The sequence below is a fragment of the Klebsiella huaxiensis genome, assembly GCF_003261575.2.
Classification (GTDB): Bacteria; Pseudomonadota; Gammaproteobacteria; order Enterobacterales; family Enterobacteriaceae; genus Klebsiella; species Klebsiella huaxiensis.
In genome coordinates this window covers 3,052,577-3,068,717 of the sequence record NZ_CP036175.1, presented here as the reverse complement: position 1 = coordinate 3,068,717, position 16,141 = coordinate 3,052,577, and the positions used below count along the sequence as shown (strand labels likewise).

16 protein-coding genes are annotated in these 16,141 nt (G+C 49.3%); 7 read left to right on the top strand and 9 right to left on the bottom strand.

Annotated features, from left to right (window positions below; genetic code table 11):
• Window positions 1-144: 144 nt before the first annotated feature.
• From DA718_RS14760 to DA718_RS14735, 6 genes are read left to right on the top strand one after another with little or no spacing between them, the layout of a single operon-like run.
• Window positions 145-1,155 carry an L-rhamnose/proton symporter RhaT gene (locus DA718_RS14760; protein WP_112214974.1) on the top strand — a complete coding sequence of 337 codons (1,011 nt, stop codon included), beginning with the start codon at window positions 145-147 and terminating at the stop codon, window positions 1,153-1,155.
• 16 nt (window positions 1,156-1,171) lie between these two features.
• A complete protein-coding gene (locus tag DA718_RS14755; RefSeq protein WP_112214973.1) occupies window positions 1,172-2,227 on the top strand; it encodes a Gfo/Idh/MocA family protein in 1,056 nt (351 codons plus the stop codon).
• A 19-nt stretch (window positions 2,228-2,246) separates the two neighbouring features.
• Complete coding sequence (locus DA718_RS14750; RefSeq protein ID WP_112214972.1) at window positions 2,247-3,116, top strand: amidohydrolase family protein; 870 nt, start codon at window positions 2,247-2,249, stop codon at window positions 3,114-3,116.
• A gap of 48 nt (window positions 3,117-3,164) precedes the next feature.
• Entirely contained in the window at window positions 3,165-4,067 is a 903-nt protein-coding gene (locus tag DA718_RS14745) for a dihydrodipicolinate synthase family protein (RefSeq protein WP_112214971.1), read from the top strand.
• 19 nt (window positions 4,068-4,086) lie between these two features.
• Window positions 4,087-4,419, top strand: coding sequence for an L-rhamnose mutarotase (locus tag DA718_RS14740; RefSeq protein WP_221888552.1), 333 nt, complete (start codon window positions 4,087-4,089; stop codon window positions 4,417-4,419).
• 21 nt (window positions 4,420-4,440) lie between these two features.
• Window positions 4,441-4,893: a MaoC/PaaZ C-terminal domain-containing protein gene (locus DA718_RS14735; RefSeq protein ID WP_112214970.1), complete on the top strand. Its 453-nt coding sequence runs from the start codon at window positions 4,441-4,443 to the stop codon at window positions 4,891-4,893.
• Between the two features lie 175 nt (window positions 4,894-5,068).
• Here DA718_RS14735 and DA718_RS14730 read toward each other — a convergent pair whose 3' ends face one another.
• On the bottom strand, window positions 5,069-5,266 hold the full coding sequence (locus DA718_RS14730) for an SAM-dependent methyltransferase (RefSeq protein WP_227016008.1): 198 nt from the start codon (window positions 5,264-5,266) through the stop codon (window positions 5,069-5,071).
• A gap of 636 nt (window positions 5,267-5,902) precedes the next feature.
• Here DA718_RS14730 and ompC point away from each other — a divergent pair.
• Window positions 5,903-6,988 (top strand): porin OmpC, encoded by a 1,086-nt coding sequence (ompC, locus tag DA718_RS14725; RefSeq protein WP_112214969.1) that lies wholly within the window; start codon window positions 5,903-5,905, stop codon window positions 6,986-6,988.
• Between the two features lie 122 nt (window positions 6,989-7,110).
• Here the strand turns inward: ompC and DA718_RS14720 are convergent, their stop codons facing one another.
• From DA718_RS14720 to DA718_RS14685, 8 genes are all read right to left on the bottom strand, one after another.
• Window positions 7,111-8,373 carry a PTS galactitol transporter subunit IIC gene (locus tag DA718_RS14720; RefSeq protein ID WP_112214968.1) on the bottom strand — a complete coding sequence of 421 codons (1,263 nt, stop codon included), beginning with the start codon at window positions 8,371-8,373 and terminating at the stop codon, window positions 7,111-7,113.
• An 89-nt stretch (window positions 8,374-8,462) separates the two neighbouring features.
• Window positions 8,463-9,458, bottom strand: a complete 996-nt coding sequence (locus DA718_RS14715) for a 2-hydroxyacid dehydrogenase (protein ID WP_112214967.1) — start codon at window positions 9,456-9,458, stop codon at window positions 8,463-8,465.
• Window positions 9,459-9,474: 16 nt separating this feature from the next.
• A complete protein-coding gene (locus tag DA718_RS14710) occupies window positions 9,475-10,236 on the bottom strand; it encodes an SDR family NAD(P)-dependent oxidoreductase (RefSeq protein ID WP_112214966.1) in 762 nt (253 codons plus the stop codon).
• An 11-nt stretch (window positions 10,237-10,247) separates the two neighbouring features.
• A complete protein-coding gene (locus DA718_RS14705; RefSeq protein ID WP_112214965.1) occupies window positions 10,248-11,786 on the bottom strand; it encodes an FGGY-family carbohydrate kinase in 1,539 nt (512 codons plus the stop codon).
• Between the two features lie 20 nt (window positions 11,787-11,806).
• Window positions 11,807-12,358, bottom strand: coding sequence for a glycerol-3-phosphate responsive antiterminator (locus tag DA718_RS14700; protein ID WP_112214964.1), 552 nt, complete (start codon window positions 12,356-12,358; stop codon window positions 11,807-11,809).
• A 16-nt stretch (window positions 12,359-12,374) separates the two neighbouring features.
• Window positions 12,375-13,163 (bottom strand): class I fructose-bisphosphate aldolase, encoded by a 789-nt coding sequence (locus tag DA718_RS14695; protein WP_112214963.1) that lies wholly within the window; start codon window positions 13,161-13,163, stop codon window positions 12,375-12,377.
• A 648-nt stretch (window positions 13,164-13,811) separates the two neighbouring features.
• Window positions 13,812-14,732 carry a carbohydrate kinase family protein gene (locus DA718_RS14690; RefSeq protein WP_112214962.1) on the bottom strand — a complete coding sequence of 307 codons (921 nt, stop codon included), beginning with the start codon at window positions 14,730-14,732 and terminating at the stop codon, window positions 13,812-13,814.
• Complete coding sequence (locus tag DA718_RS14685; protein ID WP_112215023.1) at window positions 14,729-16,099, bottom strand: hypothetical protein; 1,371 nt, start codon at window positions 16,097-16,099, stop codon at window positions 14,729-14,731. Before DA718_RS14685 ends, DA718_RS14690 begins: the two co-directional genes overlap by 4 nt.
• Between the last annotated feature and the right edge of the window lie 42 nt (window positions 16,100-16,141).

Sequence of the window (16,141 nt, the reverse complement as noted above, 5' to 3'; positions counted from 1 at the left end):
AATTGAAGTTTTATTTCGATTGACCATTAAAAAAACGAGCGTTAATTTTCGATTGGTTTTTATTTGTGGCCATTGATTCACATATATGAACAAAACGATGAGGATAATCCTTGGGTAAATAATCTAATTAACAGGAGATGCTCTATGCTAGCGGGATTTTTTGTATTGATGATCGCTTGTATGTTCCAGGGAAGCTTTGGGCTGGGAATGAAGAATTACCGGCCATTTTCCTGGGAAGCCTTTTGGGTGATATTTTCTATTATCGGCATACTGATCATTCCTATTGTCTGGACGTGGATTGAAGTTCCAGGATTTTTAAAATACATCCTGATGACGCCCGGTTGGATTTTATCAATTGCCGCCGCCTGCGGTTTTCTTTGGGGTATTAGTGCCATCTGGTATGGTAAAGGCATTGATAATATTGGCATGTCGTTAACCGTCGGGATTAATACCGGGGTGGGGTGCTCGCTCGGCTCGCTAATTCCGTTATTTATCCTTAACAAAATACCACCTGCTAACTCAATGAGCTGGCTGCTGGCCGGAATGGCGGTGATGCTAATTGGCGTAGGGGTTATCACCAAAGCCGGTATTCTCAAAGATAAAGAGTCAAAGCAGGATGCTTCGCGGGTCAAAAACGATAAATTTGTCAGCGGGCTATTGATGGCACTGGCCTCGGGATTTGGTACCGCAGCGATGAACGTCGGCTATACCTACGCCAGTCGGGCCAGCGCGCTGGCAGTGGAAGATGGTATTAATCCGGTGAGCGCCAGCCTGATTGCTTACGTCATCGTTTTTGCCTCCGGCGGCTTCATATCCAATATCGGTTATGCGCTGTGGGTATTGAGAAAAAACAACACGTTCAGCGACTTTGCCCGCCCAGGTTCTTCCTTTGCATGGTTTAAAGCATTACTGACCGGGGGGATCTGGTTTGCCGCATTAGGGTTATATGCCAAGTCCACGGCGCTGCTGGGCGAGCTGGGGCCGGTCATTGGTTGGATAGCGTTCCTCTCCGGGGCGCTGATTATTTCCAACGCCTGGGGACTCAAAACAGGTGAGTGGCAAGGTTATGAAAAACCCAAAAAAGTTATGCTGCTGGGTAACGTTATTCTGGTTCTATCCGTCGTTATCGTTGGATATGCCAACGGATTAGCATAAAGAAGAGGATAAAGAGATGACAACGCAACTGAACATGCCGCAAAACAGTAAACCTATCGTCATTATTGGTGCTGGCGGTATTGTCACTGACTCACATTTACCCGCGTATCGCAAAGCCGGATTCCGGGTTCTTGGTCTGTATGATCGGGATTATCAGAAAGCACAAAGCGTGGCTTCGCAGTGGGATATTCCTCATACTTGCCAGTCGATTGAGGAGCTGGTATCGCTGGCGAGATCCGAAGACTGCGTATTTGATATCGCCGTACCGGCCTCAGAAATTTTGCCGATTTTACAGAAACTCCCTTCGCAGGTTGGGGTATTGATTCAAAAGCCGATGGGCGAATCCATTGAACAGGCGAAAGCCATTCTTGATTGTTGTCATGAGAAAAATATTACCGCTGGCATTAATTTCCAGCTACGTCGCGCCCCCTTTATGATCGCCGCGAAGAAAATGATTGATGAAGGTCTGCTTGGCGATATTCATGATGTTGAAATGCGAGTTATTTGCCAAACGCCGTGGAATCTTTGGAAGTTTCTTTTTGAGAAAGAACGGATGGAGGTTAATTACCACAGCATACATTATATCGACGCGATTCGTTTCTTCCTTGGCGACCCCCAGTCCGTTTATTGTAAAACCATGAAGCATCCTAAAATGATGGAGCTGGCGCAAACTCGTTCATCGATTATCATGGACTATGGCGATGTTATTCGTGCCAATATTCATACTAACCATGGTCATGATTACTCCCCGGATAAACAGGAATGTTTCTTCAAAATAGAAGGCACTAAAGGGGCGATTAAAATCCAGATTGGGGTTATTTTAAATTATCCGCAGGGCGCTGACGATAAATTTGAATTTATCCTTGATGATGGCAAAGGGTGGCGAACGTTAGCAATTGAAGGGACCTGGTTCCCGGATGCCTTTATTGGTCCGATGGCGGGGCTACAGTGCAAACTAGAAGATCCAAATTATATCTGGCTTAACGACATCAATGACGCCTGGAAAACCATGTGCGTGGTGGAAGCCTGCTACCAGTCAACCGCTAGCGGTGCGACAGCGGTGAAATACTGATAACTACGGGAGGTCAGGTATGTTGCACATTACCGATACGCATCTTCATCTATGGGATCTGTCGCGCTTTCGTCTGCCGTGGCTCAGTGCGGTTCCGGCGTTGAATCATGATGTTAGCTGGCAGGATTATCGCGCGCGGGTTGACCAGGAAAAGTGGTGCATCGACCGGGCGGTGTACGTCGAGGTTGACGTCGCGCCCGAGCAGCGAGATGAGGAAAGCCTATTTCTGCACGATCTCTGTGAAGATCCGGCGAATTTTGTCGAGGGGGGCATTATTTCCCTCGACCTGCAACAGCCAGATGCGGTCTCACGCTGTCTGGACGCCGGAAAATACCATTCGGCGATCAAAGGCGTACGTCATGTTTTACATGTTCCCAGCCAACTGCCTGGCGCCTGCCTGACCTCTGATTTTCTCAATAATGTTAATGCGCTGGGTAAAGCAGGGCTCTGCTTTGAGGTCTGCCTGCGCAATGAAGATCTGGCGGATGCGGTGGCGCTGGCTGAACGGACGTCAACGACCCTGGTGCTAAATCATATGGGTAATGTTGATAGCGTCCGGCTGATGGAGGAAGCGACCTACGCGGCGAACTGGCGGCAACGTTTGCAGGCACTGGCGCAGCAGCCACACGTCTGGTGCAAAGTTTCTGGGGTCAATATTCCCGCTGATGGCGATATCAGTCTGGTACGTCCGACGGTTGAGCAGTGTCTGGAGATCTTTTCCGCCGACAGGATCGTCTTCGCCAGCAATTTCCCGGTCTGCTTACTGAATACCGGACTGATCCCGTGGGTCGATACGCTACTGCGCATTACCGAGGGGCAGGGCCGCGCCTGGCAAGAGAACTTTTTTAGCCACAATGCACACGAACTCTATCGGTTGAGGGAAGCATGACGCGCAGGCGTCTTTGACCGATATCTTTTAGAACATCAGGAGTGACACATGAGTACGAAATTTAGCGGCATTATTCCCCCGGTCCCTACGTTGTTTGATGAGCACGAGCAGTTGGATCGCCCGGCGATGTCGCGACTGATTGACCATCTGCTTGCCAGCGATGTGGATGGACTCTTTTTTCTCGGCAGTGCGGGCGAATTCGCCCATATGTCAGATAGCCTGCGCCTGGAGGTGATGCGGTTCTGTATTGAATATGTTGCGGGACGTAAGCCCGTGCTGGTTGGCATCTCTTGTCCCGGCACCCAGGCGACCGTCGAGTTTGGTCGCCTGGCACTGGAGGCGGGTACGGACGGCGTAGTGGTGATCAACCCGTGGTACAACCCGTTGGCCGACGAATATCTGTTCGAGCATTTCCGCTATATCGCCGAACAGTTGCCGATACCAATCGTGTTGTATAACTTCCCGGCGCTGACCGGCCAGTCGATCCCTGTTTCCTGTATCCAGCGTCTGGCGCTGGAATGCCCGAATATCGTGGGTCTTAAGGATACCGTTGATACCTTAAATCATATTCGCGAAGTGATTCACGCGGTGAAACCGCTGCGACCGGATTTTGCTGTGTTCTCCGGATATGATGAGTATCTGTTTGGCACCCTGATTTTAGGTGGCGATGGCGCGATCCCCGCCAGTGCTAACTTTGCCCCGGAGCTGACCTGCGGCATTTATCAGCACTGGCGCAACGGTGAGCTGAGTGAAGCGGTCGCGTTGCAGCAGAGGTTGTCCTGGATCCCACCGCTCTACGGCCTGGATGTGCCTTTTTATAACGTCATTAAATACGCCTTGCAGCTTATCGGCCTTGATGTGCCGGTGAATTCGCTACGCCCGACTGGGCCATTAAGCGAGGAGCGGAAAATCAAAATTCGTGAGGTGCTGAAACAAAGCGCCATTATCTAATCAGTTTACGAGGGATAATATGAAAACCATTCAACGTTTCGGCGGTGTTATTCAGGTTAAACCTGAAAGATATGCTTATTATGCGCAACTGCATGCTAATCCCTGGCCTGAAGTGAACGCTATGATTAAAGCCTGCAATATCTCTAACTACTCAATTTACTTTAAAGATGGCTGGCTATTTAGTTATTACGAATATCACGGCGATGATTATCAAAAGGATATGGCGAAGATGGCCGCAGACCCCGTTACTCAGCGCTGGTGGGATGAGTGCATCCCTTGCCTGACGCCTCTTGAAAGCAGGAAGGAGGGGGAGCTGTGGGCATCAATGGAAGAGGTTTATCACCTGGAGTAACCGCCTGTCGAGGTAAGAATTATGTTTATCGATAAATATTTCGAAGATTTCTCTCTGTCTGAATGCCGGACAACTACGGGACGTACTATTACTGAAAGCGATATTGTTATTCATGCCGGACAAACCGGGGATTTTTATCCTCATCATATGGACGCCGAGTGGTGTAAAACTCAACCTTTTGGCCAGCGTATTGCTCATGGCACCTTAACGTTTGCCGTTGCCGTAGGAATGACGGCTGGTGTTATTAATTCTAAAGCCATGACCTATGGCTATGAAAAGTTACGTTTCCCGTACCCGGTTTTTATTGGCGACACCATTCGGGTCAATATTTCTATTAGTGAAATGAAAGATCACCCGCGTAATGAGAAATACGGCTTTGTGACGGAAAAGCTGGAGGCCGTGAATCAGCGCAACGAGTGCGTCATGGCGACGCAGCATGTGCTGCTGGTTGAAAAACGGAATATTGGCGAATAAAAGTGCGCGCCTGTCCGGACCTACGACTACCGCATAATATGTTGATATTGTGGTGTTGTAGGCCGGATAAGGCGTTAGCCGTTACCCGGCAGAAAGACCTACCCAATATGTGTTGGTTATTTATTTAATAACATGACCGATCATTTGAATAAAACGCAACTGCTTGCCCGTCTCTTCATCTCTCCATGCCAGCGGACGCGAAGCGACGGGCATTATCATCAGCGTTAACCCACAAATCCGCTGCCACAACTTCGACGCCAAATTCGGTTGCCAGATACATTGATGACATCCCCGTACCACAACCCTGAGCGAGAATACGCATGCCTGGCCAAAGTTCCAGGGAACGACTGAGTTCCTCTACCAGTCTCAGCACACTCGTCCCCATTATATTCTGATTAAGATAATCTCCCGGATAATTTTCTGGACTAAATTTATTCATTACTCAAGCCATCCCTTAAAAATACTGTCACTGACGTCTCTTTCACAGAAATACTAAACAAACATTAAACAGCGACGGTATATTTTTTTGATGTTTTGTAAAAAACCAAAAATAAAACAGGCAATAAAAATCAGACGAAATCAAATCAGGGTAGAAAAATCCTAATATACCGTTTGAAAACTAACATGGCGAATTGAATCGTTTATATGTAGGATTTTTCTAAGTCAAAGTTTAAATCATAACGTATTGATTTAATTCCAATTTAACAAAATTGAATGTTTAATTTATCTTATCGTTAGAATTTACTTATGTGAATATCTGTATTCTGGTTGAATATTCTGCTTTTGCAGGTTGAAATGATTCCGATTCAGAATAATTGCATTTTGGTAATACGATTAATTGACGTGCGTCAATTAACAACCACCGCCTCCGTCACAATTACAGTTTTTGGTATAAAAACAAGGAACTTTTCATTTCAAGTCATCTTGAGAATTATCGCATAATGGTTCCGCTCAGAAGGCATCTGAGATTTGATATTTTTTAATAAATAATAGTTAGGGACGAAATAATATGAAATTAAAATTACTAACAGTGGCCGTCTCTACACTTCTTGCTGCAGGAACTTTGCACGCAGCTGAAGTGTATAACAAGGACGGAAACAAACTCGACCTCTACGGGAAAGTGACCGGCCTGCATTATTTCTCTAGCGATAAAGGTGAAGATGGCGACCAGACCTACGCGCGTCTGGGCTTTAAAGGTGAAACGCAAATCACCGATCAACTGACCGGTTACGGCCAGTGGGAATATAACTTCAGCGCCAATAACGTTGAAGGTGACAATTCCGGAGACAAAACGCGTCTCGCGTTCGCGGGCCTGAAGTTTGGCGAGTATGGTTCTCTGGACTATGGTCGTAACTACGGCGTCGCGTATGACATCGGCGGCTGGACCGATATGCTGCCTGAGTTCGGTGGTGACACCTGGACGCAGACCGACGTCTTCGCAACCGCGCGTACTACCGGCGTGGCTACCTACCGTAACAACGGGTTCTTTGGCCTGGTGGATGGCCTGAACTTTGCCGTACAGTACCAGGGTAAGGAAGAAGGCGACCGCTCTCTGGCTAAACAACACGGTGATGGTTGGGGTATGTCCTCTTCCTATGAGTACGAAGGATTTAGCGTAGGTGCGGCCTATGCGGCTTCCGACCGTACCGATGCTCAGGTGAGCGCGGGTCGTAATAACCCGAGCCTCTATGCTCGTGGTGAAAAAGCAGAAGTTTGGGCTGCCGGCCTGAAGTATGACGCCAACAACATCTACCTGGCGACGACCTATGCTGAAACCCACAATATGACCAAGTTTGGTAGCAACTATATTGCTAATACCGCGCAAAACTTTGAAGTGGTTGCCCAGTATCAGTTCGATTTTGGTCTGCGTCCATCCATCGCCTACCTGAAATCAAAAGGTAAAGATCTGGGCCGCTACGGCGACCAGGATCTGGTTGAATACATTGATGTAGGCGCGACTTACTACTTCAATAAAAACATGTCTACCTACGTGGACTATAAAATCAACCTGCTGGATGACAGCACGTTCACCAAAGATGTTGCTGGTATCAGCACCGACAACATCGTTGCCGTGGGCGTGACCTACCAGTTCTAAGTCACGCGTTTTATCGTACAATGCCTGCCAGCTAACCCTCCTGGCAGGCATTTTTTTGGGGAAAGCAGGTCGATAAAAAACCCGACGCCGTTTCCAGCGCCGGGCAGGGAGAGAAGGGGAATTTAAGGCGCAGTACTGAAAAACTCACCGAACTTCACCGCCAGCCAGCCAACCGGGGTGGTTGCGCCTCCAACGATATTAGTGATTTCGGACATCCCTTCCGGCACCGGAATATTAGAGTTGACCGCTGCCTGGGTGTACTCTTTCGAAATATCCGTCCCGACGTACAAAATGCAGGTTATCACCAACGTACCGGTAATAAACATGCGGAACATATTGCGTTTACAGAACGGCGTAACCATTGCCAGCAGGAACATCAGCGAGGCCAGGTCGACAAACGGCAGCACGCGGTTGCCCGGCAGGATAATTGACAGCACTACCGCCATTGGGATCAACAGCAGCCCGGTCGCCAGCACCGAAGGCTCGCCTATGAGCAGCGCGGTATCCATCCCGATATAGAAATCGCGGTTAGGGAACTTAGCCTTCAGCTTAGCTTCAGCGGCATCGCGAACGATCAGTAAACCCTGAACTAAAATTTCGATCATTTTTGGTAGCAGCAGCATAGCGGCTGAAACTTTAATCGCCAGCGACACCGCAGCTGAAACATCGTATCCAGCAAGGAAGGCCAGCAGCAGTCCCAGCACGAAGCCCAGGGTCAGTGGTTCACCAAAGACGCCGAATTTCTTATTAATGCTCTCCGGGTCGAAATTAATTTTATTGATCAGCGGGATCTTATCAATAATATAGTTACAGGCAATACCAAACGGGACATAGGTTATACAGGTAAGATGGGGAAAAGAAATCCCTTTAAGATTATAGTTTTTTTGTAAATATGGCGCGGTTAAATCTGCAGCCAGCAGGGTTAAGACAAATATACCGAAAGTAATACCGACTGAGAGCCAGTAGTTACCGGTTCCGGCATACACTACCGATCCCATAATCAGGAAAATCCAGTAGTTGAATATATCGATATTGACCGTTTTGGTGAGTTTGAGCAGCAGCATGGCGATATTGATAACGATAAAACCGACTACCACCGGCAGCATCAGCGGCGAACCCCAACCGATGGTCGAAGCGGTCGGCCAGCCAGTATCCACCACCGTTAGCTGCAGGCCGACGCGCTCTACCATCGCCTGCGAGGCCGGGCCGATGTTGGTTAACAGCAGACCAATCACCAGACCAACCCCTTCAAAGCCGATCCCCACAAGCATCCCGGCTTTAAATGCGGTGCCGACTTTTACCCCAAAACAAAGTGCGATTATAAAGAATATTACTGGCATCATTACTGATGCCCCCAGACTAATAATGCTGTTGATAATATCCATAATGATTCCTTAAACAGGCGGCTGAATTGGGCACGAGCGAACCCGTGCCCAATGGGCCGTATAAAAATCTTAATCGGTTCTTTTAATACTTAGCCGAGTTTCTTTAATAAGATCTCAGAAAATAACTTTGGCGAATTGCTGAATGCGTCAATCGTGCTACCGGCAATATGCGGCGTTATCGTGACGTTATTCAACGTATAAAACGCGCTAGCGTCCGGCAAAGGTTCATCATCAAAAGTATCCAATGCCGCGCCCATAATTTTTCCTGCCTGAAGTGCGGCAATCAGATCCTGTTCGTTGATTAACCCAGAGCGTGCTGTGTTGACAATAATGGCGCTCGGTTTCATTAGCTCAAAATGATGGGCGTTGATCAGGTTTTCGGTTTCCGGCGTCATGCGGGCGTGTAGCGACACGACATCCGCCCGCTGAACCAGTTCGTCCAGCGAATCCACCTTTTCATAGCAATCGTGCCCGGAGACGTATTTGTCGTAAAAGATAATCTCGCTGCCGAAACCGCGCAGGAACCCGGCGACCAGTTGGGCGATGTGCCCCAGCCCAACCAGACCGACCACTTTACCGCCCAGTTCAGGAATGGCCTGGTGGTTAGGGCTGTCTTTGCGCCAGAATTTATCGCGCAGCGCGTCGTGTGAACGGGCGATATTGCGCATTTCCGCCAGGATCATGCCGACGGTAAACTCCGCCACGCTGCGGGCGTTGCGCCCCGGCGTGTTCATGACCTCAATTCCGCGCGTATTCGCCACTGCCTGGTTGACGTTTTCAATTCCGCCGCGCAGCACGCCCACATACTTGAGCTTTGGCAGTTTGTCGAAAACTGCTGCATTAACCGGGGCGAACTGAGTTATCAGGATCTCAACGTCCTCTGCCCCCTGGAGCAGGGCGGCGGGCAATGCCACCGCTTCAGCACCTTGTTGCTCAACTTGTAAATTGTCCTCCTGTAGCTTTTCGATTGATGCATGCGACCATTCGCGAACTTCCACCTCGATACCTTTATCTTTAAGCGCTTTCAGACCAGCGTCCATCATCGCTGTATTGATAAAAAGATCGGCAATTGCCAGACATTTCATAATGATTCTCCATAAATTAACGCATCAACATACCGCCGGTGACATCCAGAGTTGCTCCCGTCATATAGCTGGTTTTAGGAGAAACCATGAAGACCCCAATGTCGGCAATTTCCTGCGGTTGGGCCACCCGGCCCACCGGAATACGGCTGACGTAATAGTCAGGATTTTGTTCAATGTTTTTACGGATCATCGCGGTATCCATGATGCCGACGGCGATGTTGTTAACATTGATTTTTTGTTTTGCCACTTCACGCGCCAGCGAGATAGAAAAGGCCACCAGGCCCGCTTTACTGGCCGCATAATGGGCATGACCGGTGGTTGAGCCGTGGAAGGCCGCCTGCGAAGTAATGTTCAGAATGCTGCCCGCCTGATCTTTACTCAGACAGTGATTCACAAACAGCTGGCTTAAGTGGAAGACCGCCTTCAGATTGACATTCATCACCTTGTCCCAGTCCTGCGGAGTGATTTCGGTGACATAGCCACTCAGCCAGATCCCGGCGTTGTTCACCAGAATATCGGCATTACCCAACTCCTCAATGCAGGTGGCGAACAGATTCTCCCGGCTTTGCTCAGCGGAAAGATCGGTTTTAACCGCAATAATCTCGACGTTGGAGATGCTTTTCACCGTTTCGACCAACTGTTCCGGGCACTCTTCATCACGCATATACGTGAAGCAGATGTTGACTCCCTCTTTGGCCAGCGAGAGGACAAACTCTTTGCCCAGGCCCGTTGCGCCGCCGGTAACGATAGCCGTGCGATGGTGTAAATTCAGATCCATACTTTCCTCACTCAATGCGTGATGTAGTTGCTGCAGCTTTTCCACGGAGACTGCATTTCCGATAACAGGTTTTTGTAGAGCTGATACTTATCCTGATAGACCTTGTTGTTGTCCGGATTAGGGGTGACGGTTCGCGAAACGTGAACCATCTCGTTTGAGGCGGCAAAGACATCATCAAACCAGCCAACCATCACTGCTGCGGTCATTGCGGTGCCTAGCGTGCCGTGCTCTTTAACGTCAACAATCTCCAGAGTGGACTGGAAAATGTCGGCAAAGACCTGTAGCCAGACCGGGGAGTTGGTGACGCCGCCCGCAATGCGAATGGTGCGGCTTAAATTTGGGTTGATATTGCGTAAACGCTCGGTGTGATAAAGATGACTGAACGCGACGCCTTCGTAGATTGCGCGCAGGAAATGCGCCTTTTTATGGAAACTATTGAGTCCGATAAAACCCGCTGAAGCATCCGGGATGGTGTTGGATCCAAATACAAACGGGAAGAACAGCAAGTGGCTTTCATCGGCGGTGGTTGTAGAGACCAGTTCATTGCACAGCTCATAGACCGATGATCCCTGCGCCGCAGCGGTTGTGCGGTCACCTTCCATAAAGTTATTGATAAACCACTCAAGATTGCTGGCGGAAGTCGGGCTGGCCTCGGTGATTAACCATTTGCCCTCAATCGGGTAGATAGAGGTCATAAACAGATCTTTATCGATAACGGGATGGTCGGTCACGTATTCGTTGATGCTCCAGGTCCCGGTGATGATCGCCAGCTTATCCAGAGTATTGATACCGGAAGCGACGGATGAAGCTGAGATATCAAAGACGCCGCCGGAGACCGGCGTTCCCGCGCATAACCCAGTTAATCGGGCCACTTCGTCGGTAATATAGCCGCAGCAATCTGTGGAAAGCTTAATCGGCGGGAGTTTGTCGCGAAGCTCGGCGAGCCCCCACCAGGCCAGCAGCGATGAATCATAATCACGGTCGCGGACGTTGATCAGGTTGGTGCCTGAGATATCGGTGAGTTCGAGGAAGGCGTCACCAGTCAGATAAAAACGAATCAGATCCTTGACCATAAAAATGTAGTGCGCCTTACTCAGCGTTTCAGGCTCGTGCTCTTTTAGCCAGGCGAGAAGGGCAACGGGCTGCCCGGCCCAGATTGACTGCATGGTTTTTGGCAATATATCGGTCAAGAACGTTGGTTCATGGTACCACTTGTCAACGTACGCTTTCGCCCGGCTGTCGGTGGAAATAATCCCGTTACGTACCGGCGTACCGGTTTCGTCCACCATATACAGCCCGTTGCCGTGGCCGGTCACCGCCACGCCTGTAATCTGGCTGGCGTCGATACCGGACTGGGCAATAGCTTTTTTAATCACTTCAACGTTTGCCGCCCACAGTTCGTTGATATCGCGCTCGGTATGAAATTCCTTTGGCGTTAGCATTTGCGTTGATTTTGAGGCGATGGCCACCACGTTACCGCGGCGGTCATAAATAGCCGCTTTGGTCACGGTGCCGCCATTATCAATACCCATGACATATTGTTGGTTCATTTGCGTGAACTCCTTATTAGTTACCATAATCCGGGTTCGCTGGTGGTGATACCCTTAAATCCGGCATGGAATATTTTATCGACAAGGTATTTCCGCTTAACAAAGCCTCCGGCGATGAACATCACATCAAAGCCTTTTAAATTTCGGCTAATCAATTCCAGACACTGGCAGGCATATTCAGCAGGTAAGATCTCAATGGCATCCGGCGGGTTATGTTTAACAATATCGATGGACTGGTCCAGCGAACGCGAATCGATAAGCAACACCCGAAAGATTGTTAACAATCCCTCTTTTTTGGCAAATCGTAGGGCCGAGAGATTGGACGAAATAACACCATCAACCTTGTAGTAATTTTTTAACAAACTGATCCCCGACTGGTCTGGCTTAAAACCCCCCAGCAACTCCAGGTGAATAAGGACTTTCTTGCCACTTTGATGGCATTTGCCAATCAGAGATTGCAAATTTCCGATATTCGCTTCTGATAACAGTACATATTCTGAAGGGCAGGCTAACGCCTGTTCAAAATGTCTGTATTTTCTGACTGAAGGTATGATGGTGTTATTTAAAAACATATTAGTATCCGTGTGATTAAGCCATGTAGAGGCTGTATGCATCTTCCGCTGTGGCATTTTCATGGATAATGGCATTCAGACCTGCTACTACTTTTGCGGGCTGCGGGTCCTGAGTAATATTACGGCCCACAGCTACGCCTTTTGCGCCAACCTGCATGCAGTGCTCGACAAACTTGAAGTAACCATCAATACCGGTTTTTGGTCCACCGAGCGCCAGTACCGGCACGCCGCTTGCTTCAACAATCAGTCGGTCATCCGCAGTACCAGTGAAGCGCGTTTTGATAACATCAGCGCCAAGCTCAACAGCGATGCGCGCCGAGGCGGCGATAATGGCCGGGTTGTTGGAGTCATCGCTGGTGACGGGGTAGCCGTACGGTAGAGATTCAACGATCAGCGGTACGTTCCAGCGGTCAGCGGCCTGCGCCAGCTGCATCGCCATAATGTGCGTTTTCTCTTCATTGAATGCACCGGGGAAGGTCATGCAAACCACGCCTTCGGCACCGACTTTCAGTGCATCTTCGATGGAAAAAACCGGAGTCGTATCGGGAACGGTATTATCAAAAATACTCACCGTGCTATCGACGCGTAATACAACGGGAACGCAATTGAAAACCTCGCGGAAATTTTTGAGCATGCCATAAGTAACCAGCGCACAATCCAAACCACTCTCCACCAGGGTAGGGAGCTGGTTTATTGTATTATCAATACCATTTGTTTTGGTTGAAAAATAGTAGCCATCCAGTGCCAGAGTGACTGATTTACCATCTTTTGCGAAAATGCGAGAGAGACGACGTTCTTTAGACATTTTTTACTCCTGAGATAGAAAAACAAAAAAAGCCCTCAGAGACTTTCGTCTCTGAGGGCTTTCGATTCACTTACCCTTTTGATAACCGTTCAGTAATCCAAACCATTATCAATTAAATTTTTTTAGCTTATTGGGAAGGCTTTAAATTCTGTTTAATTTAAATCCGTTCTCCTGCTTGATTAAATTACTAACATGCTTACGATCTTACTGTCCAGCGTTTGTTTAGAAAATGAGAGATTCATCACAATATTTCATTAAGGTTAATCTGAGGTGAAATGTGTGGCTGAAAATATTGGTTTATTCAGATAACAGGAGTGTTTCGAGCGCAACCTGCGCCAGAAATAACAATGTAGCAATAAATGCAAGCCATTTCACCAGACGAAATTTGTGTTGCGGAATTGATGTGTCACGTAGGTATGCGAACCATTTTCTCTTTTTCATTAATGACATCCTGTCCCTAAAAATGATGTCGACTCAGACGACAAATGTACACGTACCTGATATTAATAAATCAGACGACAATATCCATAAATAAATTAGAGTGGTTTAGGTTTCATTCAATTACCTCGACGCAAATTATATGGCGAAAATGGCCAGATGACCTGCGTGTGAGCCATCTCGCAGGTCATCATCAGCATCCAAATGGATTCACAGCTCGTGATCCCACGGTGGATTCGCACCTGGCCTTGAGACCGTCACTGCCGCCGCCCGCATACCGAGGTCAACGGCATGACGCACCTGCTCACGTGACAGTGTCACTAATTTACTTTTCTCAAGACATTGCGCCTGAGACAGGCTGGCTAAAATCCCGGCATTGACCGTATCTCCGGCACCGACGGTGTCAGCAACGTGCACGCTGACGCCGGGAACATGCAGTTTGAAGTTAGCCGTCCACGCATCAGCACCATCCGCACCACGGGTGACAACGATAAGTTTTGGACCCAACGTCAGCCAGCGGGCAATAACCTCATCTTCGCTTGCGCGCTCGCCAAACCAGGCAAGGTCTTCATCTGACAGTTTGACAATATCCGCCAGCGCTATCATCCGCATCATACGGGCCAGATGCTTCTCCTGGTCCTGGATAAAAATTTCACGGATATTGGGGTCGAGAAACATCACCCGGCGCGGGGCTTCTCTCACCATCAATGATTCATAAACGCTGCCGCACGGTTCAGCTATCAGGCTGATGCAGCCGAATAAAACGGCGGTAACGTCGTCCCCCAAATTAGGCAGATCGCTTTCTGCCAGCATTCTGCCCGCGCTGTTTTCATCGTAAAAGGTATAGCGTGCCTGTCCATGTACCAGCCTGACGAAGGCCAGCGTCGTCGGCAGCGGCGCTCGAGTGGAAGGTGAGAAATCAACCCCGGAAGCTTCAAGAGACTGACGCAGCAAATCGCCCATAAAGTCATTTGAGAGACCGGAAAACAGGCTCACCGGCATTCCCTGGCGACCCAATGCGATCGCGGTATTAAACGCCGCACCGCCGACGCAAGGAATAAATGCAGAGGCATTCTCGCGGGTTCGACAGGGCAGCATATCGATTAAGGCTTCTCCACAGCACAGGATCATTGGTCGTCTCCTTTGCTCACTGATATGTACGGCGGCGTTTCCAGTTGATTGGCAATATGCATCCAGTTATCGGCAAATATTCCGCAGGCAGTTTTGATATCAACCCCGACAGGCAGTTCTGGGCACTCGTTTTCGCCGTTACTTCCCCAGTTGACCCATCCTGACTGACGGCGCTGGACTATCTGAAAAGCGCCGGAGGGTTGAGAAGTCCACCAGATCATTGCCCGGCCGCTTGCTGAATCATATTCAACGGTTTTACTGGCCGGACCGGGAAAAATGGTTTCATCGGGCACGGCAGAAACATCCACAGGCGAATCGGTGAGTATCCACTCCCGTTCATTCAGATCGGCCCTGAGGTGCGCTCTGGCGCGGACTAAGCCAAGCCTTTCACGGATCTCAGTTTCATCGAGCACGTTCTCCCAGCGACAGAACATTCGCCAGTAAAGATCCCAGTGGGCAGACGCCATATCGCTAAGTTGTTCGCGGAATTCGGCAAATTTCGGGCTTTGATTCTCTGAGGTAGTGACGGTATGGGCGACCATCGCGACCAGTTCTTCGGCGTAGGGGTCGCCTGCGCGATAGCGGGTGCCGCCGTGAGCGGCGAAGCGATCGAATACCAGCTTTCCGGGGCCGCTTTCAAACTCGTCGCCAACGGTAATTTTATTGGTCACCGAGCGTCCGTTAATCACGGTTGAAAAATCATCTACGCAGTAGCGGCGCTGAAACCACGGGGTATTCCAGCTGAACTTCCAGTCAATAGAAAAGCGCTTACCACGCAGTTCCGGCAATAAGCCATCGGGGATCGTTCCATGCATTCGATAGTGATGATAGACCGGACCTTCTTCGATCGTTTCAATATCAACGAGGGTATGTTCAGGCGGGTTAATCAGGCCGTTTTCGGGGGTAAAGAACGGGCCGTAAAATCCGCCGATGGCATTATTTCCGGAAGGAAGAAGTTCGATGTTGTCCTCCTGGCGGCGGAAGTGGCGCAGACCCCACTTGGATGAACCCACCCCCTGAGCGGTTCCCCGGCACATTTCCAGATCAAAGCAGCCGGTATTAAGACGGGCAAAGCAATCTGCCTCTTTACCGTCCAGTTTTTGAATGCCCGTGGCCTCACGGGTTTCGGCATCAGTGCAAGGACGCTCAAGTCGTAAACGAAGCGTGCCGGTAAAGCTGACCGTAGCGATGAACGTTGTACTATTTTCCCCCACTGAATGGTTAAGCCGTTGGCAAAGGATCCGCTCTCCCGTTTCGGCAGTGGCCCACCACAACGGTTCTGGCAAAATGTCCGGGATAGTGAACGTAATGGGTTCATGATCCCGAAGGCCGTTGAGCGGATCTTTTAGCGTAATTTGGTATGTCATGGCCATATACTCCATCAGAATTTAAGCAAGCGAAAACCCGCC